Annotated in this window: 19 protein-coding genes and 1 tRNA gene; 4 read left to right on the forward strand and 16 right to left on the reverse strand. The window is 60.4% G+C overall.

Features of this window, described 5'->3' with window-relative positions; genetic code table 11:
• Positions 1 to 57: 57 nt before the first annotated feature.
• Positions 58 to 807: a metallophosphoesterase gene (locus tag WNY80_RS03485; RefSeq protein ID WP_342885946.1), complete on the reverse strand. Its 750-nt coding sequence runs from the start codon at positions 805 to 807 to the stop codon at positions 58 to 60.
• A gap of 336 nt (positions 808 to 1,143) precedes the next feature.
• On the opposite strand from WNY80_RS03485, the gene WNY80_RS03490 reads away from it, so the two are divergent.
• Entirely contained in the window at positions 1,144 to 1,473 is a 330-nt protein-coding gene (locus WNY80_RS03490; protein WP_342886297.1) for a DUF6481 family protein, read from the forward strand.
• A gap of 356 nt (positions 1,474 to 1,829) precedes the next feature.
• Here WNY80_RS03490 and WNY80_RS03495 read toward each other — a convergent pair whose 3' ends face one another.
• The 8 genes from WNY80_RS03495 to WNY80_RS03530 form a co-directional block, all read right to left on the reverse strand.
• The gene (locus WNY80_RS03495; protein WP_342885947.1) at positions 1,830 to 2,564 is read right to left on the reverse strand and encodes a DUF5677 domain-containing protein; all 735 of its coding nucleotides are present in this window, start codon (positions 2,562 to 2,564) and stop codon (positions 1,830 to 1,832) included.
• Positions 2,565 to 2,571: 7 nt separating this feature from the next.
• The gene (locus WNY80_RS03500; protein ID WP_342885948.1) at positions 2,572 to 6,369 is read right to left on the reverse strand and encodes a vitamin B12-dependent ribonucleotide reductase; all 3,798 of its coding nucleotides are present in this window, start codon (positions 6,367 to 6,369) and stop codon (positions 2,572 to 2,574) included.
• A 722-nt stretch (positions 6,370 to 7,091) separates the two neighbouring features.
• The gene (locus WNY80_RS03505) at positions 7,092 to 7,592 is read right to left on the reverse strand and encodes an NUDIX hydrolase (protein ID WP_342885949.1); all 501 of its coding nucleotides are present in this window, start codon (positions 7,590 to 7,592) and stop codon (positions 7,092 to 7,094) included.
• A gap of 253 nt (positions 7,593 to 7,845) precedes the next feature.
• Positions 7,846 to 9,564 (reverse strand): methyl-accepting chemotaxis protein, encoded by a 1,719-nt coding sequence (locus tag WNY80_RS03510; RefSeq protein WP_342885950.1) that lies wholly within the window; start codon positions 9,562 to 9,564, stop codon positions 7,846 to 7,848.
• Positions 9,561 to 9,896 carry a hypothetical protein gene (locus WNY80_RS03515; protein WP_342885951.1) on the reverse strand — a complete coding sequence of 112 codons (336 nt, stop codon included), beginning with the start codon at positions 9,894 to 9,896 and terminating at the stop codon, positions 9,561 to 9,563. Before WNY80_RS03515 ends, WNY80_RS03510 begins: the two co-directional genes overlap by 4 nt.
• Positions 9,897 to 10,341: 445 nt before the next feature.
• The gene (gene gpt / locus WNY80_RS03520) at positions 10,342 to 10,839 is read right to left on the reverse strand and encodes a xanthine phosphoribosyltransferase (RefSeq protein ID WP_342885952.1); all 498 of its coding nucleotides are present in this window, start codon (positions 10,837 to 10,839) and stop codon (positions 10,342 to 10,344) included.
• 200 nt (positions 10,840 to 11,039) lie between these two features.
• Positions 11,040 to 11,882 (reverse strand): universal stress protein, encoded by an 843-nt coding sequence (locus WNY80_RS03525; protein ID WP_342885953.1) that lies wholly within the window; start codon positions 11,880 to 11,882, stop codon positions 11,040 to 11,042.
• A gap of 83 nt (positions 11,883 to 11,965) precedes the next feature.
• On the reverse strand, positions 11,966 to 12,727 hold the full coding sequence (locus tag WNY80_RS03530) for a competence/damage-inducible protein A (RefSeq protein ID WP_342885954.1): 762 nt from the start codon (positions 12,725 to 12,727) through the stop codon (positions 11,966 to 11,968).
• A gap of 190 nt (positions 12,728 to 12,917) precedes the next feature.
• On the opposite strand from WNY80_RS03530, the gene wrbA reads away from it, so the two are divergent.
• The gene (wrbA, locus tag WNY80_RS03535) at positions 12,918 to 13,517 is read left to right on the forward strand and encodes an NAD(P)H:quinone oxidoreductase type IV (protein ID WP_342885955.1); all 600 of its coding nucleotides are present in this window, start codon (positions 12,918 to 12,920) and stop codon (positions 13,515 to 13,517) included.
• Between the two features lie 143 nt (positions 13,518 to 13,660).
• Positions 13,661 to 13,747, forward strand: a tRNA-Leu gene (locus tag WNY80_RS03540).
• An 84-nt stretch (positions 13,748 to 13,831) separates the two neighbouring features.
• Here WNY80_RS03540 and WNY80_RS03545 read toward each other — a convergent pair.
• Together WNY80_RS03545 and WNY80_RS03550 are read right to left on the reverse strand one after the other, a co-directional pair.
• Entirely contained in the window at positions 13,832 to 15,334 is a 1,503-nt protein-coding gene (locus WNY80_RS03545; protein ID WP_342885956.1) for a methyl-accepting chemotaxis protein, read from the reverse strand.
• 89 nt (positions 15,335 to 15,423) lie between these two features.
• Positions 15,424 to 16,878 carry a TrkH family potassium uptake protein gene (locus WNY80_RS03550; RefSeq protein WP_342885957.1) on the reverse strand — a complete coding sequence of 485 codons (1,455 nt, stop codon included), beginning with the start codon at positions 16,876 to 16,878 and terminating at the stop codon, positions 15,424 to 15,426.
• Between the two features lie 134 nt (positions 16,879 to 17,012).
• On the opposite strand from WNY80_RS03550, the gene ilvA reads away from it, so the two are divergent.
• Positions 17,013 to 18,227 (forward strand): threonine ammonia-lyase IlvA, encoded by a 1,215-nt coding sequence (gene ilvA, locus WNY80_RS03555; protein WP_342886298.1) that lies wholly within the window; start codon positions 17,013 to 17,015, stop codon positions 18,225 to 18,227.
• Here the strand turns inward: ilvA and WNY80_RS03560 are convergent.
• The 5 genes from WNY80_RS03560 to WNY80_RS03580 form a co-directional block, all read right to left on the reverse strand.
• Entirely contained in the window at positions 18,220 to 19,188 is a 969-nt protein-coding gene (locus WNY80_RS03560; protein ID WP_342885958.1) for an alpha/beta fold hydrolase, read from the reverse strand. The genes ilvA and WNY80_RS03560 overlap by 8 nt on opposite strands.
• 157 nt (positions 19,189 to 19,345) lie before the next feature.
• The gene (locus WNY80_RS03565; RefSeq protein WP_342885959.1) at positions 19,346 to 19,663 is read right to left on the reverse strand and encodes a PilZ domain-containing protein; all 318 of its coding nucleotides are present in this window, start codon (positions 19,661 to 19,663) and stop codon (positions 19,346 to 19,348) included.
• 360 nt (positions 19,664 to 20,023) lie between these two features.
• Entirely contained in the window at positions 20,024 to 20,332 is a 309-nt protein-coding gene (locus WNY80_RS03570; protein WP_342885960.1) for a PilZ domain-containing protein, read from the reverse strand.
• A 180-nt stretch (positions 20,333 to 20,512) separates the two neighbouring features.
• Positions 20,513 to 20,830, reverse strand: coding sequence for a PilZ domain-containing protein (locus WNY80_RS03575; protein ID WP_342885961.1), 318 nt, complete (start codon positions 20,828 to 20,830; stop codon positions 20,513 to 20,515).
• A 148-nt stretch (positions 20,831 to 20,978) separates the two neighbouring features.
• Complete coding sequence (locus WNY80_RS03580; protein ID WP_342885962.1) at positions 20,979 to 22,970, reverse strand: bifunctional 2',3'-cyclic-nucleotide 2'-phosphodiesterase/3'-nucleotidase; 1,992 nt, start codon at positions 22,968 to 22,970, stop codon at positions 20,979 to 20,981.
• Positions 22,971 to 23,106 lie beyond the last annotated feature (136 nt).

Consider the following 23,106-nt stretch of genomic DNA (forward strand, 5'->3'; position numbering starts at 1 on the left):
TGTTTAGCGTGGGGGGCGGGGCAAGGGAATGGGTGGCTGGCGGAAAGCCGGCAAAATTTACCGGCAATCGAGTGGACGGATTTCACTTACCTCGATCGCGGCCCCGTGATCGTCGGTGGCGAGAAACCGGGGCGGGGCGCCGTCCTCAAAGATCGCGCAGGTGAGATGCCCCGTATAAACGGCCCCCGTATCCAGCGCGATGCGGTTGCCGTGAAGCTCGGGCAGCGCGGATTCGGTCATGGTGTGGCCATGGACGACGGTTTTCTCGAGCCGCCCCTTGAAAGCAAGGAATTTGTCGCGGATCCAGCGGGTGGTCAGCGCATCCTGACGGCCCAATGGCTGATGCGGATCGATGCCGCCATGAACAAAGGCGTGCGTGCCGGTTTCAACCATCCAGTCGGCCTTGTTCAGGGCTGTGATATGGGCGGGAAACTCTGCGGCCAGTTTTTCGGCAATCTTCTCATACGGCCCGGTATCGGCAATTCCGTAGGAGTTGAGGGTTTCGCTGCCGCCATTGGGCAGCCAGCGGTGGGCTGCGGTCTGCCGCTCTTCCGGCGTGCCGGCGCTCAGGAACGCCAGCATGAATTCCTCGTGATTGCCCTGGATCAGGCGGGAGCCGGGATTGGTCTCGAGCGTGCGGATCACGATTTCGAGGCAGTGCCTGCTTTCCGGGCCGCGATCGATGATGTCGCCGAGAAAGACGATCTGCGCTTGGCGCTGGCCGCGGTCATCGCTGATTGCTGCAAGCAGGGCTTCGAGCAGGTCGCGCCGGCCATGAACATCGCCGATGGCGTAGGTGAGGGGCATGCGGGGTTCCTTGCGGATCTGGTGCGGTTGCCAGGGTGATTTGCATGAGAGTGAGACTTGCATGAATAGAACGGGCGGCGCGGTCTGTAAAACATTGAATTCGGCTTGCAATCCTGCGCCACCGGAGCGCTGATCCGGGTTGTCGGCCGCCGGTTCGGGCAAAAGAGTTTCAGTCAAAATGGTGCTGCAGGGTTGCTAAAACGCGGCTGCAACGTCACATAACACTTGGATCGCCGCGTTTGGCGGCTTGCCGTACCGGCATTGATCTCAACCCAGGATGAATTTCGTTTGAAAAACTCACTACGCACTGCCTTCACCGATCGCCGCCAGGATGCCATGGAAGCCAAGAAGAAGCTTCTGGAGAAAATGAAGGCGGCGCCGCAGGCGGATGATCCCGAAGTCATTGCAAAGCGCGCCGAACGCGCGGCAGTGGCCAAGGCGCGCGAAGAGCGCCAGGCCGAACGGGCGCGGCTGAAGCTTGAAGAGCAGGAACGCAAGGCAGCCAAGGACGCTGCCGACGCCGCCGCCGCCTATGCGGCCGAGCACGCCGAAGCCATTGCCCGCGAAGCGGAAGAAGCCGCCCGCGCCGAACGCGCCGTCGCCGACATGGCCGCGATGAAGGAAAAACGCGACAAGCGCTATGCCGCCCGCAAGGCACGCGGCTGAGCCGACAAGACTGAATTGACTGGCAGCCTCGGCATTGAGGCAAGAACACGGGGTGTCGCGCACTCCGTGTTTTCTGTTGTCGACATGTCCGCTTGTGTTGTGCCTCGCTCTGCTTCTTGCCTCGCCACAGGATTGCGGAATGGATCGCAGGGCCAAGCCCTGGGATGACGAAGCGTGTGGGGCTTCCCTGTCTCCCGACAGCCCCTGTTAGCCATTAGACGCCAACCTCTCCGTCGTCATCCTCGGCCCCCGAGCCGAGGATCCATTCCGTGATGTGTAAGGTTATTAGCTGGTTTGCTTGGTCGTTGAAGACGGTTGGCTGTGTACCGGGTCGTGTTTCGGATGACGGGAATGTATCACGTCTCGCCTGCTTTTGGCGTCGCAGTATTCGGGGGTGCGATCGCGGGCCATGCGTCGAGGAAAAGCTTGCGTTCTTCAGTTAACAAATTTTGGAAGGGGACATCTATCGAAGCCTCCCATAGAAGCCTGCATACATCTGTCGCATGCCAGACCAAAGAGGCCAGATCCTTGTACGTGGCAGTATATAGGAATTCATTCACGTGAGGTCCGATATGGAGCTGATTGCCGTCTCTGTGGGCCATGATAGAGGCCGCCGATGGATGTCCGCCGTATTCTGAAAACGTGTCGAAACGTTCTTCAAACCAATCGAACTTGTCTCTCAAATCCGGAGTGCGTAATTTGCTCTTCAGTTTGCCGTGACCATACCGATTATATCGGTCTATCCCGCGTAAAAGTCGCCAGCTTTCGATGTGGCTTGGATCATCGGAAAATACGAGTAATAACTGCGCGGTTTCTGCAATGCTCCGCAATGGAGCAGCGGCCTGAAGGAAGTATCCGCGATCAATCATGACGCTTGATGCGCCCGCGTCATTGCAGATCCGCAACACGAGATGGGATGCTGCTAGCCAGCTTTCGCGAGCAAGTTTGTCTTTAAGTTGCAGCCCTTGGGACTTCTGAACACCTTCCCTGATGAGATTGGTGCAAGCAACCAAAGCGCCGTGTTGATCCAATACAAGTGTGGCGAGCCTTTGATGGCCCGCCACGACTTCGCTTTCGTCAAAAATACTCAATCTGACCTCAGCTGCAGCCACTCGTGCTTCCACACGTATCGCACTTCTCGCAGGTGCCGTTGCGCACCATGGTGAAGTTCTGGCATTCCATGCACATGTTGCCGGTGTAGCCCTGCATGATCGACTTGGCGCGGCGGTCGGCTTCGAGCTTCTTGGCGCTCGCTGCGGTCTCGGCGGCTTCGTCGGTGAACAGGGCTTCGTCCACCTCGATCTCGACAGACAATTCCTCGGCCTGTTCCTCGTAATCACGCTTGAAGGCAACGGCGCCGTCGGAGGCGATGGTTTCCTGTTCGGACTTGACCGCCAGATTGCTGGAGGACTTGCTGGACGAGGATTTCGCCGAGAACGAGGCGGTGATCACCGAAGAGCCGGAGGAGGGAGCGGCGGGTGCCGCCTGGCCCTTGGGCTCGGGGGTGCCGGCAACGCTGGCGCCGGTGACGACCTTCAGCGATGCGCCGCGGGTCAGGCCCTTGGAGAACGGCTGTGCCTTGCCTTCGGAAATGCCCTTGCCGAGCGCGGTGTTGCCAAAGTCGGACGTGTCGACATGGGCAAGATCGTGACGCGCCAGGTAGGAGACGGCCAGCTCGCGGAAGATGTAATCCAGGATCGAGGTGGCGTTCTTGATGGCGTCGTTGCCCTGCACCATGCCGGCGGGTTCGAACTTGGTGAAGGTGAAGGCCTCCACATATTCTTCCAGCGGCACGCCATATTGCAGGCCGAGCGAGATGGCGATGGCGAAGTTGTTCATCATGGCGCGGAAGGCAGCGCCTTCCTTGTGCATGTCGATGAAGATCTCGCCGAGGCGGCCATCGTCGAATTCGCCGGTGCGCAAGTACACCTTGTGGCCGCCGATGACGGCTTTCTGGGTGTAGCCCTTGCGGCGGTTGGGCAGCTTCTCGCGGTCGCGATAGAGCCGTTCGACCACGCGCTCGACGATCTTCTCGGTGACCGTGACGGCCTGGGCTGCGGCGGGCTGGGCCACCAGAGCCTCGATGGCGTCATCCTCGTCCTCGTCATCCTCGATCAGCGAGGAATTGAGCGGCTGGGAGAGTTTCGAGCCGTCGCGGTAGAGCGCGTTGGCCTTCAGTGCCAGCTTCCAGGACAGCATGTAGGCGTTCTTGCAATCATCAACGGTGGCATCGTTGGCCATGTTGATGGTCTTGGAGATCGCGCCGGAGATGAACGGTTGGGCGGCCGCCATCATGCGGATGTGGCTTTCCACCGACAGGTAGCGCTTGCCGACCTTGCCGCACGGATTGGCGCAATCGAACACCGGATAGTGCTCTTCCTTCAGGTGCGGTGCACCTTCCAGCGTCATGGCGCCGCAAACATGGATGTTGGCGGCCTCGATGTCTTTCCGGGAGAAGCCCAGGGCCGACAGCATGTCGAAGGAGAAGTCGTTCATCTGCTCGTCGGTGAAACCGAGAACATCCTTGCAGAACTCTTCGCCCAGCGTCCACTTGTTGAACACGAACTTGATGTCGAAGGCTGCCTTGGTGGCACCGTTGATCGCCTCGATCTGGGTGTCGGTGAAGCCCTTGGCCTTGAGCGAGCCGGGGTTGATGCCGGGGGCCTGGTTGATGTTGCCGTGACCGACGGCGTAAGCCTCGATCTCGGCCAGCTGGGCTTCGGTGTAGCCGAGAGTCCGCAGGGCTTCAGGCACCGCGTTGTTGATGATCTTGAAGTAGCCGCCGCCGGCGAGCTTCTTGAATTTCACCAGCGCGAAGTCGGGCTCGATGCCGGTGGTGTCGCAATCCATCACCAGGCCGATGGTGCCGGTCGGCGCAATCACGGTGGCCTGCGCATTGCGGTAGCCGTGCTTCTCGCCGAGCTTGAGCGCCTTGTCCCAGGCAGCCTTTGCGTGGGCGATCAGGTCCTGGTCCGGGCAGTCGTCATGCATCAGGGGGACCGGGTTGACCGAGAGGTCTTCATAGCCGGTGACCTCGCCGTGGGCGGCGCGGCGGTGGTTGCGGATCACCCGCAGCATGTTCTTCTTGTTTTCCTTGTAGCCCGGGAAGGTGCCGATCTCGCCGGCCATCTCGGCCGATGTGGCGTAGGCCACGCCGGTCATGATCGCGGTCAGCGCGCCGCAGATGGCGCGGCCTTCCTTGGAATCGTAGGGAATGCCGGTGGTCATCAACAGGCCGCCGATATTGGCAAAGCCCAGACCCAGGGTGCGATATTTGTAGGACCGCTCGGCAATCTGGTGCGAGGGGAACTGCGCCATCATCACCGAGACTTCAAGCACGATGGTCCAGAGCCGGACGGCATGCTCGTAATCGGCGATGTTGATGCGCTTGGTGTCCTTGTCCTTGAAGCGCAGCAGGTTGAGCGAGGCCAGGTTGCAGGCCGTGTCATCAAGGAACATGTATTCCGAGCACGGGTTGGAGGCACGGATCGGGCCTTCAGCCGGGCAGGTGTGCCAGTCGTTCATGGTGGTGTTGTAGTGCAGGCCCGGATCAGCCGAGGCCCAGGCCGCGTGGCCGATCTGTTCCCACAGGTCGCGGGCTTTCAGCGTCTTCATCACCTTGCCGTCCTTGCGGGCGGTCAGGTTCCATTCGCCGTCGGCCTCGACAGCCTGAAGGAAGTCGTCGCGGATCGAAACCGAGTTGTTGGAATTCTGGCCTGAAACCGTGAGGTAGGCTTCCGAATCCCAGTCGGTGTCATAGGTCTTGAATTCGATGTCGGTGTAGCCCTGGCGTGCAAACTGGATGACGCGCTTGACGTAGTTTTCCGGCACCTGGTCCTTCTTGGCAGCCTTGATCTCGCGCTTGAGCGCAGGGTTCTGCTTGGGATCGAAGCAGGCGTCGTTGTCGGCCTCGCAGTTCATGCAGGCCTTCATGATCGCCTTCAGATGACCGGCAACGATCTTCGAACCGGTGACGAGGGCGGCAACCTTCTGCTCTTCCTTGACCTTCCAGTTGATGTAGTCCTCGATATCGGGGTGATCGATGTCGACCACGACCATCTTGGCAGCGCGCCGGGTGGTGCCGCCCGACTTGATGGCGCCGGCAGCGCGGTCGCCGATCTTGAGGAAGCTCATCAGGCCCGACGACTTGCCGCCGCCGGAAAGCTTTTCGCCTTCGCCGCGCAGATGCGAGAAGTTGGAACCGGTGCCCGAGCCGTATTTGAACAGGCGCGCTTCACGTACCCACAGGTCCATGATGCCGTTCTCGTTGACGAGATCGTCCTCGACCGACTGGATGAAGCAGGCATGCGGCTGCGGGTGTTCGTAGGAGGATTTCGACTTGGTCAGCTTGCCGGTGAACGGATCGACATAGAAGTGGCCCTGGCCGGGGCCGTCGATGCCGTAGGCCCAGTGCAGGCCGGTGTTGAACCATTGCGGGGAATTGGGGGCAACGCGCTGGGTGGCAAGCATGTAGGCCTGCTCGTCCATGAAAGCACGGGCGTCTTCTTCGGTGGTGAAGTAGCCACCCTTCCAGCCCCAGTAGGTCCAGGTGCCGGCGAGCCGGTCAAAGACCTGACGGGCATCGGTTTCCGAGCCGTAGCGTTCGTCTTCGGGAAGTTCGGCGAGGGCCTCTTCGTCGGCGACGGAGCGCCACAGCCATGAGGGGACCGAATTCTCCTCGACCTTTTTCAGGCGTGCGGGAACGCCGGCCTTGCGGAAGTATTTCTGGGCCAGGATATCGGCTGCGACCTGACTGAACTGAACCGGCACATCGATGTCGGCGAGACGAAATACGATCGACCCGTCAGGGTTTCTGATCTCGCTGGTGGCCTTGCGGAATTCGATCTCCGCGTAAGCTGATTGGCCCTGCTTGGTGAACCGGCGTTCAATGCGCATTGTCGTCCTCTTTTTTGAATTCGCAGCCGAACGCATTCTTGCGTCACGACAATAACTTCCCCGCAAGCTGCACAATCATTGTACAGCCAGTTTCTCAACTCGGTCACTCTGTTTGATTCCCGCGTAGGAGAACCCTCTATCTTGTGGGTAGGTTGGCTGTAAACACTAAATATAGTGTTAACAACTCATTTATGCCAGTCCCCAATCATAGCGGCCCGCCGAAACTTTTCGGCATCAGAGCGCGCCCTCAAACCACCGTGATCGTCACAGTGAAAGATGCTCTGAACCGAAAAATGTCGGGATTTGACTGGCCTCTAAACATCCCAGCCCCGCTGCCGCCGCAACGTTCGTCCTATAAGCAGCGACTCGGGTGGATGCGTCAAGGGGTTGTCGGTGGCAGATTCTTGCACACCATATCTAGTGGATGAGGACTGTGGAAAACGAGGACAAACGGATGAATTGCCAGTTTGACCATTGCCCGGAGAAACACGAAGGAAATGGCGTTAACACTTCACCGGCTGTTCACGCTCGACTCAGGTCACGCCAGTTGCGTGGGCAATCAAGGGGTTAGGATCTGCTTTGAGGGCTGGTCTATATCGGCAGCCGGGTCAAGTAATCGGCAGCCTTCAAGCTTGGCGCCGCAAGCATGGCGCGGGCAATATTCGGCCAAGACTGGCTGCCCGCAGGAAAAAGAGGCCACAATAGTTTTGCGGCCGAACGTGTCAGGCAGCCTTGATGAACTGGAAGGCATCGCGGATGACATCCTTCAGGCCTTCTTCGGTGATCAGGCCGATCGCGGTTGCGACCGGAAACCATTTGCGCCGGCGCTGGCCCTTTTCCGGCCACTGGTCCTGCTCCTCGCGCAACATCAAAAGATAGACATCGACATCGCAGATCGCATCCCGGCGGCGTGCCCTTTGCTTGATGTAGCGGTAATGCCCGACAGGGCCGCCGGTCTGGACTTCGCCGATCACGCCTGCTTCTTCCCATGTTTCCCTCAGGGCAGCGTCTGCGCCGTCTTCGCCGTCTTCGATCCAGCCCTTGGGAACAATCCAGCGTCCGGTGTCGCGGCTGGTCACCAGCAGTAGCTCGCGCTGGTCGCCGGAGCCGCGGAATACCGCCGCTGCCGATTGCCGCTTGGGCTTCCTTTTCAGGCCTGGCCGGGTGTCACCGGGAAGCCTGAACAGGTCCAGCAGATGTTTGAGCCTGTCGAAAACGGTCATGTCGAGTGATTCTCCTCCCGGTCTGATCCTGTCATCGGATTGTGACCGGTTTGATACACGTGGCGGCTGTCAAAGCCTTTCCGCTCCGCAAGGGTGCGCAAATCGGCGGCCGGCGCGGTTGGTTTCGCGGATGGGGCCGGGGGCATCTGCGGACCAAAAAGGGGACACAGTGCGCACCGTGTCCCCAATATAGTGCTTCAAGGCGTCAGGCCAAGGTCCCGGCGTTCCGGGTGCTGGCCGAGCCGGGCCGGGATCAGAATTCGTCCCACTCCTGAGCCGCCGCGGCTGCTGCCCCGCCACCGCTGTGCCGGACTGCCTTCGGGGCCTGCGCCACCTGCTTTGGGGCCTGGGCAACCGGTTTGGCAGATGAAGCTGCCGGCTTGGTGTTGGCGGCAGGGCGCGACATTTGGCGTTCATTGACGCTGAACACTGCAAGTTTTGCCACAAGTCCGTCCGCGTCGGCCGCAAGGTTGCGGATCGACTTGGTGGTGTCGGCAACCAGCGCGGTGTTCTGCTGGGTGGTCTGGTCCATGTTGACCACCGCCGAGTTGATCTCGGAGATGTCGGCGGCCTGCTCGCGCGAGGTATCGACAATCTTGGCGATGTAGTCGTTGATGTGCTTGACCTGTTCGCCAATCGAGCGAAGCGCCTCGCCGGTCTGATTGACCAGGGTCACGCCGCTGCTCACCTGTGTCGACGAGGTTTCGATCAGGGCGTTGATCTCCTTTGCAGCACTTGCCGAGCGCTGCGCCAGTTCGCGCACTTCCTGCGCCACGACAGCAAAGCCCTTGCCGGCTTCACCGGCGCGGGCGGCTTCGACACCGGCATTCAGCGCCAGCAGGTTGGTCTGGAAGGCGATCTCGTCGATCACGGTGATGATCTGACCGATCTGACGCGAGGATCCTTCGATTTCGGTCATGGCGCTGACTGCCCTGGAGACGATCTCTTCGGAAACGGAAGCGTTCTTGGTTGCTTCGTCGACCAGAGCCCCGGCTTCGCCGGCACGTTTGGACGCGGTCTGGACGTTTTCGGTGATGCGGCCGATTGCAGCGGCTGTTTCTTCCAGGGAAACAGCCTGTTGTTCGGTGCGTTGGGAAATGCGCTCGGCATCGGCGCAGACACCATTCGAACCGTCGCTCATCTGGCTGGCGGACGTGCTCAGTTCGGCAACCAGCTGTTCGAGGGTTTCCATCGAGGAGTTGAAGTCCCCCCTGAGGTTTTCAAGCGTGCCGTCGAAGCTGTCGGTCAGGCGGAAGCGAAGGTCGCCCCCGGCCAGCTGGCGAAGGCCGCGGCCGAGCGCTTCCATGGCGAACTGCAGGCGTTCGGTGTCGGCGGCGCGTTCAGCTTCACGGCTCTTGGCGTCCTCGAGGTTCTTGAGCTGGGCTTCCTCGGCCTTGCGGGACATTTCGCCAGCCTGCTTGTTGGCGACCTCGGTTTCGCGCATTGCTTCTTCGTTCTGCGCAAAGGCACGGGCCAGGGAATGTCCCAGAACCACCAGGGCGCCGGCTTCGAGGATCAGGATGACGGCATGCAGCACCACCCGGCCAAAATCGGTCTCGCCGGGAAAGACCGCTGCCGGGATCAGGAAGAACAGCGCGAGATGGTGAACCGCGGTGAGGCCGGCGAAAGCGACAATTGGCTGCCAGTTTACCCAGGATGCGCAGATCGCAAGGCTGGCGAAGAAATACATGTGCATGTCGATCTGGAGCGGAGATCCGGAGAACGCATAGACCAGAAGCGCGACGCTCGCCGCATGGGCCAGCGCGGTCGAAATCTGCGTTGCCGTGCCGGTGCGGTCGCGCCACCAGGTCAGGGTCGCGACACCGGCGATGGCCGCGCCGCCACCCAGGACGATAACCGGATCGGCCTCCATGCCCCACCAGTAGCGGAGCGCCATCATGCCCAGGTTGATCCACAGCAGCGAGACGATGATGATGGCTGCACGGGTACGGAGAGAAGTCATATGGTTCATAGCGAAGATGTACTCCTGCAAAATAAAGCGAGACTGCCATCAAGAACCAGCATTGCGCCGGATGAAAACAGGCGGAAGGCGAAACCGGGTTCGTCCGAATACGCAATTGCCGCGTAGGGTGACCCGGTTCCGTTCATGATCGATCCACCGGCATCGGCGATGACATCGATGACCCGTCCCGGCTCACTCCACGGTGAAACAATCACCAGTGCCTTGCCATTGCGCGGAACGATGGCCGCCGCTGACAGCACGGCAACGATCACGGCAAGGTTGATGCCGATGATGCGGCATTGCCTGAAAAGGTTTTCGGATGGTGGTGTTGGTCGCTGCATGAATATGAATGATTTGCCAATAGGCTGCGATGCATGCCTCTCAAGAGGCTTTGACAAGCTGATATCATGCCAGCGTGGGTAGTAATTGATCGTCCCATATTGTCACAGATGTATATAGAGACGGTTAATTTTCTCTCATGGGTTGCGGGGCTGTTGCAGGCTCAAGCCGGACTGACACGGCATCGGGCGCGCTTCTGCGAAACGGCAGCAACAACCACAGCGAAATGAACGAAAATGGTGTGGGCGCGTGTCGCAGGGCAGGGATGCGCGGTGGGTTCCAACGGTGCGTCGCACCTGTCCTGCGCCAGTGGCTGCCGCCGCACCCGGACTGGATGCGGAGAACTTGGCGCCGGGGTGAAATCACCCGGGCGCGATTTGCATGTTCACCTACGACAGTGGCCAACCGGCCGGTGCGGGATGCGATGATCCTTCGGACGGAGCGGTGTCAGCCGCGCGAATCCTTGGCGATCGGCTCGACATAGGCAAAACCCATGTCCCAGGGGAAGTAGATCCAGGTATCCTGGCTGACTTCGGTGACGAAGGTGTCGACCAGCGGGCGGCCCTTCGGCTTGGCGTAAACGGTGGCGAAATGGGCCTTGGGCAGCATGGCCCTGACGATGGCCGCGGTTTTGCCGGTATCGGTCAGGTCGTCGATGATCAGAACTGCTTCGCCCTCGGTCTCGAGGATGTCGGAATTGATTTCCTTGAGAACCTGCATTTCGCCCTGATTGACATAGTCATGGTAGGAGGCCACCGAGACCGTATCGATGCGGCGGATATCGAGTTCACGGGAAATGATGGCGGCGGGAACCAGCCCGCCACGGGTGATGCAGACGATCGAAGTCCAGACCTGTCCGCTGCCGCTCAACCGCCACGCAAGCGCGCGTGCGTCGCGGTGAAACTGATCCCATGAGACTGGAAAGGCTTTGTCTGGAAGGGACATGGTTTGCTTCCTTGCGTGTGCAACAACCCCGATGGCTGCTTTGCTGAATGATCAAGGGCGGCAAATAGCCGGAATCCGGTACGGAACGCAAGTCTCACGCTGCCAGCATTCTGATTGTCCCGTGGCGTGAAACGGGTGGTGGCGGAACCACCTGCAGCCGGGCGCACAACCGTGACCGGCTGCGCGCCCGGTCTTGAGGATCAGCGTGACATCAGCACCGGAACAGACGAGCGCTCCATGAATGCGCGTGTGACGCCGCCGAACAACCATTCCCTGAGCCGCTGGTGTGTGTAAGCGCCCATAACCACCAGGTCGGCGTTGCTGGCGGAGACCTGGGCCGAAATGGCCTCAGCAGTGGAGCCAGAGCCCCTGGACACGGTCGTGACATTGGCGTGGATGCCGTGCCGCGACAGGCAGCTCGCGATGTCGGTGCCGGCAAGCGGTGCATCGATGTCCGGCAGCTTGTCGGCATCGACAATGACGATTTCCACGGCTTCGGCTGTCTTGAGCAGCGGCAATGCGTCATGGGTGGCGCGGGCGGCCTCGCGGGATCCGTCCCAGGCGACGAGAATGCGCTTGATCGGCGATGCGAGCTTGCCGCTGGAAGGCAGGAACAGCACCGGGCGACCGCCTTCAAACAACAGCGCTTCGACATTGGTGGCCATGTCCTCGTTGGCCTCCCGGTCGGGTTGGCGCACAACCACCAGATCAGCCGAGCGGGCGCTGACAAGCGCCGAGACGGCACTGTCTCCGCCGGGGGAGCGGACCGGACGCCATTCGTGTGACAGGCCTTGCTTTTCACACGCCTTGTCGAACGCATCGCCGACTTCGCGCATGCGGACGTCGGCCTGTTCGTACAGGGCGGCGATGGTGGCCGCGTCGGGCACGTCGATCGGGGCGGAAAGCACGACGAACTGGGACGGTTCCCCGTGGCAGCCGATCAGATGGACATCAGTACCGGCTGTGAAATTGGCAATGGCCGAAGTCACCGGCGCCACGTCAGCTTGTGTTGCGTAGACGGCGAGGATCGTATGGTAGGCCATAATGAAGTCTCCTTTAAGCGGCGCGAAAAATGCGTCTATGGTGACATCATGCTTTGCCGCTCGTGCGGGCGCATTGATCCTTATCAAACTGCCTTTGCGCCGAGCCTGGAACCCACGCTTTCCAGCATCGCCTCGACATCGCGCCGGGCGGCCTCGATTGCGCTTTTCTCGCGGCCGCGAATGACGATCTCGGTGGAGAAGCTGTCGCCGGAGAAGCGTGGATAGGAGCCGATATTGACCTCGGGATGGGCCTTGGCGATGGCGCTCAGCGGATCGCCGATGTCGCCTTCCCCATAGGGGCAGCTGACCTTGTCCGAGAGGATTTTCACGCCTGTGCGCAATGTCGGCAGGACATTGTCGAGCATGGCCTGGAATACGGAGGGAACGCCGGCCATGACATGAACATTGCCGATGACGAAGCCGGGTGCACGGCTGACCGGATTGTCGATGTGGCGGCTGCCCACTGGCATGCGGGCCATGCGCTTGCGCGCATCGGTGAATTCCATGCCGCGTTCCGCATAATGCGCGCCAAGCAGGGCAAGAGCGTCGGCGTCGTGGGTGCAGGCGACGCCAAAGGCGGCGGCGACCGCATCGGCGGTGATGTCGTCATGCGTGGGGCCGATGCCGCCGGATGTGAAGACGTAATCGTAGCGGGTCCTGAGCGCATTGAGTGCTTCGACGATGCGGTCCTGCTCGTCCGGCACGATGCGGACTTCCTCGAGATCAATGCCGGCGGCGGTCAGCAGTTCGGCCAGATGGCCGATGTTCTTGTCCTTGGTGCGGCCGGAGAGCAATTCGTCGCCAATGGCGAGCGCTGCAGCGGTTACAGGTCGGGCGTCGCTCATGATCATACTCCTTGGCGAAAACGCCCTGAATAGACCCGATTTCCCGATTTGCGCAAGGGAATACCGGCGCTCAAATTGCGTCAGATTGTGAACAATCCGTGCTTTGATTGTTGGCTTTCGGTGAACAGCAAAACGCTTATCTCTTGTCCATCGACCGCCGAACGCGGGGATTGTGAACAAGGATGCGATCATGACAAAAGTACTGGTGCTTTACTATTCGAGCTGGGGCCACATGGAGGCCATGGCGAAGGCTGCTGCGAAGGGTGCGGCTGCCGCAGGCGCGGACGTGACGATCAAGCGGGTGCCGGAGCTGGTGCCGGAGGCTGTTGCCAAGGCCGCGCATTACAAGCTCGACCAGGATGCCGCGATTGCCGATCCGCTCGAACTGGCCGACTACGACGCGATCATCTTCGGTGTGTCGACCCGCTACGGCATGATGGCCTCGCAGCTGAAGAATTTCCTCGACCAGACCGGCCCACTGTGGGCGGAAGGCAAGCTGATCAACAAGGTGGGGTCGGTGATGGTGTCGACTGCGACGCAGCATGGTGGCGCGGAACTGGCCATCATCAGCACGCAGGCTGCCTTGCAGCACCACGGCATGATCATCGTGCCGCTGTCCTACGCCTATCAGGACCAGATGGGCAATGACGTGGTGCGCGGCGGATCTCCCTACGGCATGACCACCACCAGCGATGGCGACGGATCGCGGATGCCGTCGGAACAGGAACTCGAAGGCGCTGAATTCCAGGGCAAGCGGGTTGCGGAAATCGCGGCCAAGATCATCGCCTGAAGCATATGACTGCAGCCGCGTTCATTCATGGCTGCGTAGCCTGCGCCCCGGTGTCCATGACATCGGGGCGTTCTGGTTTTTTGCGCAAACAGCGCCAGAACCCTTGCCTGCATGATGATCGTCGGCTACCGACTAGCTGACGTGCGGACGTGGCGAAACTGGTAGACGCAAGGGACTTAAAATCCCTCGGCCGCAAGGCTGTACGGGTTCGATTCCCGTCGTCCGCACCACTATCGTCTGCCGGTCCTGCATCGCTCCATGACGATGTGCCATTCGGTTTGCATTCCAGGCTCTGAGGAGCCGGGAGCATCCGGTCAAGTCGTGATCTTGAAGCCGATGCGCAGGCCGCCCCAGTGGCGTCCGTTGACGATGATCGGCGCCGAGAGATCCTTCATCAGGCTGAAATTGCCGCCGCCCATGTCGCGGCGGTAGGTTTGCAGCAGGAACGGCTTCTTGTTGCGGCCGGCCGCCAGGCCGGTGCGATCATTGAAGATGCGTCGGTTGCGGCAGTTGCCGGCATTCCAGACCGGATCGGCGCTCTGGGGTTGCGAGTAGATATGGTTGTGGGTGGGCAGGTAGCCGTTGCGGTCGATCGCCGCGCAGAAGGTAACCCGCGGATCAAACTCCAGCACTGCCTCCTGAACGGGCGGCAGCAGACGGTCGGTATGCCTGGTGAACCGCGCCATGTGCTGCAGCGGGTCGGTGCCGGGGATGGGGGTGTATTTCTCGTCAAACAGGTCATCAAGCGACATGACGCCCGAACCGATGGCCTGTTCGAAAATTGACGAGACTTCGTTGGCCCTGGCAATGCAGTGGCGGATGAGCGGCGTGTCTTCGGTTTCAATTCCGCTCTCGGCAACCTCACCGATAACATCTTCGGAGAAGGACACCAGGCGGTCGATCTTGGCGCTGGCGGTGGTCAACATGTCGGCGCTCAGGTGAACCTGCTTGTCGAGATCGGATACCTTGGCAAGCACCGTCGAGCAGGCCCGCGTGGTCTCTTCGACCGGGTCGCTTATCCGTTCGATTTCACTGATCATTCCGGCCACCGTCTGGCTGAAGCCGGTGAATTTCTGCAGTTCGCTGTCAATTTCGGTTGAACGCTGGTGCGCCGCTGTCGCCACCTGTTCGTTTTCGGCGTTCTGTTTCTGCAGCTTGTCGACAATCGCGCGCAGCGCTTCGAGCCGGGAGACAATGTCACGTGATACCGTGCCGGTCTTGTCGGCCAATTGCTTGACCGCGTCCGCGACCACGGCAAACCCGCGTCCTGCTTCGCCGGCATGGGCTGCCATGATGCCCGCATTGACGGCCAGAAGCTGGGTCTGGGTCGCAATCCCCTGGATCGATTCGGAGAAGGAATGGACTTCCCGGATCTGCCCGGAGACGGAATTGAGAACCCCGGTGATCTCGGTGGCGTTGGTCGCCATGGATTTGATGTCGGATACGGCGTTGACGAGTATGCCGTTGACGCTCTTCGTCGTGGTGTCGAGTCCGGCCTGTGTCGTCTTGGCAGCTTCGATTGCGCCACGCGAGGCTTCGGCCACGGTCTGGTTCGACCGGGCAATCATCGAAATGTCCTGGGTAAGGGAATGGAATTCCTCGGCCTGGCGCGACATCGAAGCGGAGACGTCGCCGACCATGCCGCTGGTGTCGGCGATGTTGACGGACAATTCGCCGATCTGCGATCCGATCACGTTCATGGCCCGCTCCAGCCTGGCCTGATCTTCCGCGGGCGGTGTCAATGCCTGCATATCTTCTGGTCCGGCAGCCGGTTGCGTGTCCGTCTCATCGGCAAGGGAAACCTGCAATGCGTGCATTCGAATTTATCCTCCATCTTGGATGGAAGGTAAGCAGATTTTGGTTAATCGTTGGATAATATGCAGGGCGCGGCAGACTATGGGGTGGACTATTCGCGCCAGAAAGCGGGCAGCAAAAGCACTAGCACCACCAATATTTCCAGTCGTCCAAGCAACATCAAGAAAACCAGGATAATTTTGGCCGGGTCGCCGAGTGAGCCGAAGTTGCCTGCTGGGCCGATGACCGGGCCTATGCCCGGTCCTACGTTGGCCAGTGCAGTAATCGAGCCTGAAACTGCTGTTTCGATGTCGAGGCCGGTGGCTGCCAGCGCGATCGAGCCGAGCGCCCAGATTCCGATATAGGCACACACGAAAAGAAACACGGTGCGCTGCATGTCCGGTTCGACGGCGACGGATCCATACCGCACCGGACGCACGCTGTTGGGGTAGAGCAGCCGCATCAGGCCCGAGCGGATTGAGCTTGCAATGATGACCAGCCGGTAGGCCTTGATGCCGCCCGAGGTCGATCCAGAGCATCCACCCAGAAAGGTCGCCATCAGCAGGATTGCAACGCTCAGCGGTCCCCACAAGGTGTAGTCGGTGCTGGCAAAGCCCGTTGTGGTGACAACAGAGACGACATTGAAGGCCGCATGGGTGAGGGCCATTCCGAAACTCTCGCCAAGGGACAGGCGAAGGCTGAGCGCGATGGTGAGGGTGAGCACAACCAGGATGCCGGCATAGGCGAGGATCTGCGGATCGCGCAATGCATCAAGGCGGCCGCGGACGGCAAACAGGATAAGGACGGAAAAGGGCAGGCCGGCAATCGCCATGAACACGGTCCCGGTCCAGACAAGGGCAGGCGAGGTGAAGGCCCCGAAGGATGCGTCATGGGTGGAGAACCCGCCGGTCGCCAGCGTTGTCATGGCATGGTTGAGAGCGTCAAAATCGCTCATGCCCAAAAACCTGTAGAGAATGGCGCAGGTTACCGTCAGGCCGATATAGATGGCGAAGAAGGCGCGGACAAACACCGCAAACCGGGCGAACGGCTTTTCCGATGTGTCAGAAGATTCCATCTTGAATACGGTGAAGCCGCCGACCTTGAGGTAGGGCAGCACCAGAAGCCCCAGGGCGACGATGCCAATGCCGCCGATCCATTGCAGCAGCGAGCGCCACAGCAGGAGCCCGGGAGGTGCCGAGTCGAGTCCGGAGATGACGGTGGCGCCGGTGGTGGTGACGGCGGAGACCGATTCAAACAGCGCGTCAGCCATGTCGAGCCCGAGCGAGGCAAGATAGAACGGGATGGCGCCCGTTACCGACAGCGTGATCCACAGCAGGTTGACGACAAGGAACCCGAGGCGTCGGGAGAAGGGGGCGTTGACGCCGCGGTTGGCCGCCGCAGACGCAAGGCAGATCGCACCAACTGAGAAAGACGAGACGGCAAAGACCTGCCAGTCGGGATTGCCGAAATAGAAATCCACCGCCGCCGGCGCCAGCATGGCGACCGACAGGTACAGCCCTGCCATGGACGCGATGAACACCGCGGATCGGAAAGTGTTGCCGTGCACCCCTTGCCCTCACAAAAGCCGGAGACCGCCGGATCTGGTTGGCAACCGGCACGTTCCCATGGCATAGACCCGTCATGACCGAAAAACAATCTCCCGATGCTTTCCGCCACTGCGTCGACAAGGCCCTTGCCGAGATGCGGGAGCTGTTCGCGGAAACGCCGCTGCAGCTCAATGACCACCTGTCCGCGCGGTTTGGCGCGCGGATCTGGCTCAAACGCGAAGATTTGTCGCCGGTCCGCTCCTACAAGATCCGCGGCGCGTTCAATTTCATCCGCAAGGCGCTAAAGGAAAATCCGCAACAGAACCTGTTCGTCTGTGCGTCGGCGGGAAACCATGCGCAGGGATTTGCCTATGTCTGCCGGCATTTCGGGCGCAAGGGCGTTGTGTTCATGCCGGTGACGACGCCGCAGCAGAAGATCGACAAGACGCGGATTTTTGGCGGCGAGTTTATCGAGATACGTCTGACCGGCGACTTTTTCGACGCCTGCTACGATGCGGCGCGTGAATTCGCCGTTACCGAGGGCGCATTGATGACGCCGCCGTTCGATCATGACGACATCATCGAGGGGCAGGCGAGCGTCGGAGCGGAAATTGCAGCGCAGTTGCCCGAGGGCGAAACGCCTGACCTGATTTTGCTTCCGGTCGGAGGCGGAGGACTTTCCGCCGGGACGGCGCGCTATTTTGAAGATCAGGTCGATACCGACCGGTTCGTCCTGGTCGAGCCTGCCGGTGCGCCGAGCCTGAAGGAGAGCCTTGTCGCAGGCCACAGGGTCAAGCTTGGCAAGATCGACAATTTTGTCGATGGCGCCGCAGTGGCCGAAATCGGCGAGCGCAACTTCGAGATCCTGCGCCGTTTCAGGGCCGACCAGGTGATGACAGTGTCCGAGAACGCCATCTGCCTGACCATGACGAGGATCCTCAATACCGAGGGAATCGTGCTTGAACCGGCCGGCGCGCTCTCCATCACGGCGCTGGAGGCGATGGAGCCTGAACAGCTGGCCGGGAAGACTGTGGTGGCGGTGGTGTCGGGCGGAAATTTCGATTTCGAGCGGCTGCCCGACGTCAAGGAACGGGCCATGCGCTACGCGGGCACCAAGAAGTACTTTATCCTGCGTTTGCCGCAGCGTCCGGGGGCCTTGAGGGACCTGCTGTCCTTGCTGGGTCCTGAAGATGACATTGCCCGGTTCGAGTACCTGAAGAAATCGGCTAGGAATTTCGGCTCTATCCTGATCGGGATCGAGACCAGCGCGCCTGAGAACTTCTCGCGGTTGATCGCGGCATTCGATCAGGCCGGTCTGAGCTATCAGGATATTACCGACAACGAGATCATCGCCAATCTGATCATCTGATCGGCAGGCTCTCGATCCATTCGATCGTCTCGGCTGCCAGTCTTTCGGTGGTGGACGGCGAAAGTGCGTCGCCGGCGATGACGTGATGGCTCGGATCGTCATCATCGACGACTTCGATGATCCTGGCCGGGCCGCCCCAATTGCCCGCCGTGGCCTCAACGAGGTCAGGCCGAATGACCTGATCGCGCGGCGAAAAGACAAACAGCGACGGAATCGCGATGCTGCGTGGATCAACGGAGTTGGCCAGCTTGACCAGTGCCGCCATAGGCAGCAAGGCGGCGCTTGGGTACTCCGATGTCCAGAACTTGGCGTGAAGTTCGTTTCTGGTCTTGAACGAACGGCGTTCGCCGACGCTCATCCGCAGTATCTGCGCGGCCCAGGGCATGGTCAGCAACTTCGAGCCGGCTGCCTGAACGCCATAATTGGGCGAAAACTGCACCAGGCCGGCAACGTCGCGCATCAACTCCGGTCGGGCTGCGGCCCAGGTGGCAAGCGATGCTCCGGTCGACGTTGCCATGACGACCACGCGTTCGCCCAGCCTGCGGCCGATGGCGACGGCTTCGGCAAAATCATTGATCCAGCCGTGCACCGATCCCTCAAGCATGGCGTCGCCACTGCGGCCGTGACCCCTGAGCCGGGCGTAATAAAGATTGGCGCCAAGGCGATCTGCGACGAGATCGGGCAACGGGCGCAATTCGCCCGGGCTGGCGGAAAAACCGTGAATGTAGACGATGGCAATCGGGGTTCGGGCCCGCGATGCCGGGTTGGCCCAGACGATCTGCCGTTGGTTTCCGGGGCGCAGATCGACAAAACGTGCTTCGGACGCCGCAAGATAGACATCGAGATTTCCGGGCAGGGTGCTTTCGTCAAACGCGACGGCCGTATCAGCAACCGGTCGCGGCCCGAGGGCGTAAGCCGCAAGAACCGCGACAATTGCAATTGCCATGAGATACAGCGCCATGCGCGTTCCTGATGCTGTCTTTGCCATTCAGCCAAAGCTGGCCAATACCCGAGTTTATGCAACCCTGTCCTGGCACGACATATCACGCAATGCTTCCTGGTTGGCGTCCAGCCTGCCGGGCTGCCGCATCAGGGACGTCGTTTTTGCTGTCCGGCCCTCATGCCGTCTTCAGGCGCCTGATGTGCAGCTTGTAGTAGCTTTCCACCTTGGCGGCTGTGTTGGATGACATGTGAAGTTGAGCACCAAGACGCGGCCGCCTGAACCAGCGGACCGTTCCGGTAAGAAAACCCATTTCCGCCGTTTTGATGATGATCTCTTCTCCTGGTAAAATGGGAATGTGTGAGTTGAGGTAAATGCACATGCCGCTTTGAGAAATATCAATAATGGTTGCTATGGTTGTTCGACCCATGTGAGTAATATTAGCCCGCAATTCAGTCGGGTCGCGCGGGTCTACACGTCGTGAGGTTCCACTCATGATCAATAGCCTTTGCAGTCTTAATACTCATAAATCTAGCTATTGCGCGTGAATGAAATCTTAACTTCTTCGCGAAAGATGTCCGGATCGTTGATTCGGGTGCGCGGGCTGGCTGCGCGTCCCGGTGAATCGGGCGAGATTTCCGGCATGTTAGGACGGGGATTGTCTGCGGTTATCGAACCGGGCGCAGCTTGAAATTGTGCCGACGGGTGAGGGCGCGCGGTGGCCGGCAGGTCTTCGCGTCAGCAAGGCTGTCGCCGGCAATTGGTGCAAGCGTTGGCGTGGTGCATGACCGGGGAGATTGAGGCGTGGGCCTGTCTGGCGTGGAGCGGCTGCCGCAATGCTTGATCGTCAGTTGGGCTATTTGGCTTCGCGCAACCGCTTGTAATAGCTTTCGACCTTGGCTTCGGTGTTGGATGATTCCAGCAGGGCAACGCCAACCCGTGGGCTGCGACTCCAGCGCACGGTGCCTGTCAGGTGGCCCATTTCTTCGGTCTTGAAGTGGATCTCGTCGCCAAAAGCGACAGGGATGTCCTGGGAGAGGTAAAGACCGGCGCCAAGCTTGGAAAGATCCAGAACCGATCCGCGGGTTTCATTTCCCTTGCAATCAATATGGGCGTGCATCCGGGTTTTGTCCCTTGGCTGTGCGCGGCCGACAAAATTCTTCATGACCATTCGCCCTTTGTTTTTGTTGAAGGCGAGAGTGTCATCTGTGCGTGTGCAAAGACTTAATGCCTGTCCCGTGCTTTTGTGCAGGTGGACGGGGTGTCATGAGCCATTGAAACGCATGACTGCGTGCGGTTCCGCAGGCGGTATCGAAGTTGTTGTGCGTGAGGACTCGTGCCGGGTTTATGCCGGCTGACGGTTGTGCAGGAACATCTTGTAGTAGCTTTCGACCTTGGCCCGGTTGTTCGAGGTCAGCACCAGTGCCGCACCGATGCGCGATCCCCTGATCCAGCGGATGGTGCCGATCAGCAGGCCCATCTCCTCGGTTTCGACGTTGATCTTGTCGCCGCGCGCCGTGGGGATATGCGCGTCAAGCTGCAGGCAAATGCCCTGCGGAGAGAGATCAATCACTGCACCGCCGGTCTTCTGCCCCATGCAGTCGATCCTTGCCTTCACTCTGGTCTTGTCCCGCTTGATGGCGCGGCCCGTCATTCCTGTCATGTCGAAACGTCCCCTCTGCTGACTGACTGGGAAGTCTCGCATTTCGGGGTAATCAAATTGTAAAGTGCGGTGAGGAAATCGGCGGGTCGGAAGCCGGACAGTTCAGTGTCTCCCGGCGCAACGGATGCGCCGGGAGAAGTTGGTTGCCCTAGAGCGTGATGCGAAACAGGGCAAAGCCGTCGGCGCCATCACCGGCGGGCTCGATCGAAACGCCCTTGACGCTGGACACGAAGTCCCGGGCTTTCGGGCCGCTCGAGAACAGCACGGTTGCACCTTCGACCGGAGCGAAACTCCAGTTGGCGTCGGCGGATGGATTGATCGTGCCTTGCTCGACGATGTAGCGGACAATGACATCGCGGTTGGTGTCGGGGGCCTGGAAGACCACCTTGTCGGGGCCAATTTCGGGGAAATTGCCGCCACCGCCGCCGCGGTAATTATTTGTGGCAACAACGAATTTCTGCTCCGGATCAACAGGTTGGCCGTTGAAGCTGAGGTTCTGAATCCGGCTGGCATCAGGGTTCTGGATCTCACCCTTCGATGTGTATTTGGCGGGCTGTGTGAGATCGACCTGGTAGGTCACGCCGTCGATGACGTCGAAATTGTAGGACGGGAAGTCGCCATTGATCAGTTCCGCGTCTTTCGCACCCGGCGCAATCTGGTTGAAGATGCCGGCCGACATTTCCAGCCATTCCTTGACTTGCGCGCCGGTGATCACCACGGCCTGCACCGTGTTGGGATAAAGATAGAGATCGGCCACATTCTTGATGGCGATGTCACCGGCAGGCACATCGGTGTAGTAATTCGCACCGCCGCGGCCACCGGCCTTGAAGGGCGCTGCGGCGGAGAGCACCGGAAGGTCCTTCCACACGGTGTCCTTGAGCATGTCGGTGATGTACCAGGTCTGTGCCTTGCTGACGATCTGGACGGAAGGGTCGTCTGCGACAAGGGCAAAATAGGAATGCAGAGGCGCGGATGTCTTGCCGACGGCGGTGCGGACATAGGCAAGGGTTGCCTCGTGATCGGCCTTTGCCGCGGCCATCACTTCGGGCTTGTCGGCCACCAGGGCGACAACCTTGCGGTCGACGCGCTCATAGATCGGTCTGGCTTCCGAAGTGTGGCTGACGATCTTCCATGAATTGCCATCGCGCTCGAGCATCAGGTCGATGAGACCGAGATGGGAGCCCCAGAAACCGCCCATGACGCCGGGCTTGCCCGAAATTGTTCCCTTGGCGTTGTCGACGCCGGCCATGCCTTCGAACTTCGGGCCGGGGAAATCGAGATGGCTGTGGCCGGTGACGATGGCGTCGATTCCGGAAACAGCGGCCAGCGGCACGGAGGCGTTTTCGAGGTTTTCGGCCCAGTCCTGCTGGCCGATGCCGGAGTGCGACAGGGCGATGACGACATCGGCGCCTTCCTCGCGCATCTGCGGCACCCAGGCTTCGGCTGCCTTGACGATGTCGCGGGTGGCGGCATTGCCGGTCAGGTGCCGCGAATCCCAGGTCATGATCTGCGGCGGGACAAAACCGATCAGGCCGATCTTGATCTTGTGCTCGGTGCCGGCGCCATCCTTGATGGTGCGATCGAGGATCATGTAGGGCTTGAGGAACAGGTCGTCGTCGCGTGGATTGGCAGCGAGCGTTCCCTTGGTCAGGTTGGCGCACACAAGCGGGAAATTGGCACCGGAAATGACCTTGAACATGAAGTCGAGGCCGTAGTTGAATTCGTGATTGCCGAGCGTTCCTCCGTCATAGCCAAGCACGTTCATGGCGGCGATGATGGGGTGCATGTCACCCTCCTTCATGCCGCGCTCATAGGCGATGTAATCGCCCATCGGATTGCCCTGGAGAAAGTCGCCATTGTCGACGAGAATCGAATTCTGCGCCTCGGAGCGGATCTGGTCGATGATTGATGCTGTGCGGGCGAGGCCCATGGTGTCGTTGGGCTTGTCGCCGTAATAGTCGTAGGCGAAGACATGCACATGCAGGTCGGTGGTTTCCATGATGCGCAGGTGGGCCTGGTTGGCCGCGGCGCGGGCGGTGAACGGATGCACCATGACCAGTGCGCTGGTGGCGGCAAGTCCGCCAAGCAAGGAACGGCGCGAGATTGGATGCATCATGTCGAGAACACGTTGGTCTTTCATGGACTTTCTCCCTGCAGTTGACCTAAAAAGGGTGCCTTGCGGATACATGCTGCATACATCCGCGTTCCGGCCTCCCGTCACGTCTGGCGGCAAGCCGTATATGCCAAGTGTGATCCTGACATGACACTTGTGCAAC

The organism is Hoeflea sp. AS16 (assembly GCF_038900095.1).
In the GTDB taxonomy this organism is placed as follows: domain Bacteria; phylum Pseudomonadota; class Alphaproteobacteria; order Rhizobiales; family Rhizobiaceae; genus Hoeflea.

Excerpts from the sequence above, each read along its gene's own strand:
- WNY80_RS03485 (WP_342885946.1), bottom strand. The coding sequence starts at position 807 with ATGCCCCTCACCTACGCCATCGGCGATGTTCATGGCCGGCGCGACCTG.
- WNY80_RS03490 (WP_342886297.1), top strand. The coding sequence starts at position 1,144 with ATGGAAGCCAAGAAGAAGCTTCTGGAGAAAATGAAGGCGGCGCCGCAG.
- WNY80_RS03500 (WP_342885948.1), bottom strand. The coding sequence starts at position 6,369 with ATGCGCATTGAACGCCGGTTCACCAAGCAGGGCCAATCAGCTTACGCG.
- WNY80_RS03505 (WP_342885949.1), bottom strand. The coding sequence starts at position 7,592 with ATGACCGTTTTCGACAGGCTCAAACATCTGCTGGACCTGTTCAGGCTT.
- WNY80_RS03510 (WP_342885950.1), bottom strand. The coding sequence starts at position 9,564 with ATGAACCATATGACTTCTCTCCGTACCCGTGCAGCCATCATCATCGTC.
- WNY80_RS03515 (WP_342885951.1), bottom strand. The coding sequence starts at position 9,896 with ATGCAGCGACCAACACCACCATCCGAAAACCTTTTCAGGCAATGCCGC.
- gpt (WP_342885952.1), bottom strand. The coding sequence starts at position 10,839 with ATGTCCCTTCCAGACAAAGCCTTTCCAGTCTCATGGGATCAGTTTCAC.
- WNY80_RS03525 (WP_342885953.1), bottom strand. The coding sequence starts at position 11,882 with ATGGCCTACCATACGATCCTCGCCGTCTACGCAACACAAGCTGACGTG.
- WNY80_RS03530 (WP_342885954.1), bottom strand. The coding sequence starts at position 12,727 with ATGAGCGACGCCCGACCTGTAACCGCTGCAGCGCTCGCCATTGGCGAC.
- wrbA (WP_342885955.1), top strand. The coding sequence starts at position 12,918 with ATGACAAAAGTACTGGTGCTTTACTATTCGAGCTGGGGCCACATGGAG.
- WNY80_RS03545 (WP_342885956.1), bottom strand. The coding sequence starts at position 15,334 with ATGCACGCATTGCAGGTTTCCCTTGCCGATGAGACGGACACGCAACCG.
- ilvA (WP_342886298.1), top strand. The coding sequence starts at position 17,013 with ATGCGGGAGCTGTTCGCGGAAACGCCGCTGCAGCTCAATGACCACCTG.
- WNY80_RS03560 (WP_342885958.1), bottom strand. The coding sequence starts at position 19,188 with ATGGCGCTGTATCTCATGGCAATTGCAATTGTCGCGGTTCTTGCGGCT.
- WNY80_RS03565 (WP_342885959.1), bottom strand. The coding sequence starts at position 19,663 with ATGAGTGGAACCTCACGACGTGTAGACCCGCGCGACCCGACTGAATTG.
- WNY80_RS03570 (WP_342885960.1), bottom strand. The coding sequence starts at position 20,332 with ATGAAGAATTTTGTCGGCCGCGCACAGCCAAGGGACAAAACCCGGATG.
- WNY80_RS03575 (WP_342885961.1), bottom strand. The coding sequence starts at position 20,830 with ATGACAGGAATGACGGGCCGCGCCATCAAGCGGGACAAGACCAGAGTG.
- WNY80_RS03580 (WP_342885962.1), bottom strand. The coding sequence starts at position 22,970 with ATGAAAGACCAACGTGTTCTCGACATGATGCATCCAATCTCGCGCCGT.